The organism is Streptomyces sp. NPDC005963 (genome assembly GCF_040638655.1).
Taxonomy (GTDB): Bacteria; Actinomycetota; Actinomycetes; order Streptomycetales; family Streptomycetaceae; genus Streptomyces.
Map to the genome: position 1 here is coordinate 1 of NZ_JBEXVD010000085.1, position 1,915 is coordinate 1,915.

1 protein-coding gene is annotated in these 1,915 nt (G+C 68.0%); it reads right to left on the minus strand.

Annotated features, from left to right (window positions below; genetic code table 11):
- A partial coding sequence (locus ABZ348_RS34640; protein WP_358939988.1) for a type I polyketide synthase occupies window positions 1–1,915 on the minus strand: 1,915 nt, incomplete at both ends.

A 1,915-nucleotide genomic window follows, 5' to 3' on the forward strand; every position in this document is an offset into this window, starting at 1 on the left:
TGCAGTGCCGTGTGCGACTTCGCCGACACCAGCCAGGGCAGCGTTCCGTCGGTCGCCACCACCGGCTCCGACCCACCCCCGACGACAACACCCTCGCTCTCGGGGGCCTGCTCCATGATGAGGTGGGCATTGGTGCCACTGATGCCGAATGACGAGACACTGGCGCGTCGCGGGTGGTTGCCCCGGGGCCAAGCCCGGTTCTCGGTGAGGAGTTCCAACGCCCCTTCACCCCAGTTCACGTGCGAAGACGGCCGGTCCACGTGGAGCGTCTGCGGCAACACGCAGTGCCGCATGGCCATGACCATCTTGATGACACCGCCCACGCCCGCCGCAGCCTGGGAGTGGCCGATGTTGGACTTCAGCGAGCCCAGCCACAACGGCTGGTCCTCCGGGCGGTCCTGACCGTAGGTGGCAAGCAGTGCCTGCGCCTCGATGGGATCGCCCAGCTTGGTGCCCGTGCCGTGGGCCTCGACGACGTCGACCTCTTGTGCTGAGAGGCCCGCGTTGGCCAGGGCCTGCCGTATCACACGCTCCTGGGAGGGGCCGTTGGGAGCAGCCAGCCCGTTGGAGGCCCCGTCCTGGTTGATCGCCGAGCCGCGCACGACTGCCAGTACCTCGTGGCCATTCTTCTGAGCGTCGGATAGTCGTTCGAGGAGCAGCAGGCCCACGCCCTCCGCCCAGGCCGTTCCGTCCGCCGTGTCGGCGAACGCCTTGCACCGCCCGTCCGGCGCAAGCCCACGCTGCCGGCTGAACTCCACGAACATGCCCGGCGTGGCCATGACGGCGACGCCGCCTGCCAGCGCGAGATCACACTCGGCGTTGCGCAGCGACTGGGTCGCCATGTGCACCGAGACCAGTGAGGACGAGCATGCGGTGTCGACGGTCACGGCCGGGCCCTGCAGGCCGAGGGTGTATGAGATGCGGCCCGAGGCAACGCTCGCGGTGTTCCCGGTCAGCAGGTACCCGTCGAATCCGGGTGCGCCGTTGTGGAGCGTAGGGCCGTACTCCTGGGTCATGGCGCCGACGAAAACACCGGTCTGGCTGCCGTGCAGCGTGGTCGGGTCGATGCCTGCCCGCTCGATCGCCTCCCATGAGGTCTCAAGAAGCAACCGTTGCTGCGGGTCCATCGCCGTCGCCTCGCGTGGGCTGATTCCGAAGAACGCGGGGTCGAAGGTCGCGGCGTCGGCGAGGAATCCGCCCTTGGCGACATACGACGAACCAGGTCGATCCGGGTCGGGATCGACGAGTCCGTCGGTGTCCCAGCCACGGTCGGTGGGAAAGTCGGTGATGGCGTCGACGCCTTCGCTGACCAGACGCCACAGGTCCTCGGGGGCGCGGACGTCTCCTGGATAGCGGCAGGCCATGCCCACGATTGCGATCGGTTCGTCCGCGCTGACGACGAGCGGCGAACCGGGGGCAGCTTGGCCGGATTCCTCGGAACCCAGCAGCTCGATCCGCAGATGGCGAGCGACGGCAGCGGGTGTCGGGTGGTTGAAGAGCAGCGTTGACGGGAGCTCCAGACCGGTGAGGGCGCTCAGGCGGATTTTGAGCTCGACGGACGCGAAGGAATCGAAACCCAAGTCCTTGAACGAGCGGTCGCCGTCCACTGACTCCGCGGAGGCATGTCCGGTGATGGTCGCGACCTCGGCGCGTATCCGGTCGGTGAGGATCTGTTCCTGCTGGCTCCGGGAAGCCTTCGCCAGGCGGTCGAGGAGCGGCGACGACGCGCCGGACCCCGCCGGAGCGGTCCCGTTCTGATCGGCGACCACGTCAACGGGTGTGCCAGTGGTGATGTCGGCGTGTTCCTCTGTGGGGAGATCGAGCCAGTAGCGCTGCCGTTGGAAGGGGTAGGTGGGGAGGTTGAGGTGGGTGGGTGGGGTGGTGGGGAAGAAGTCTGCCCAGTTGTCGTGGTCGG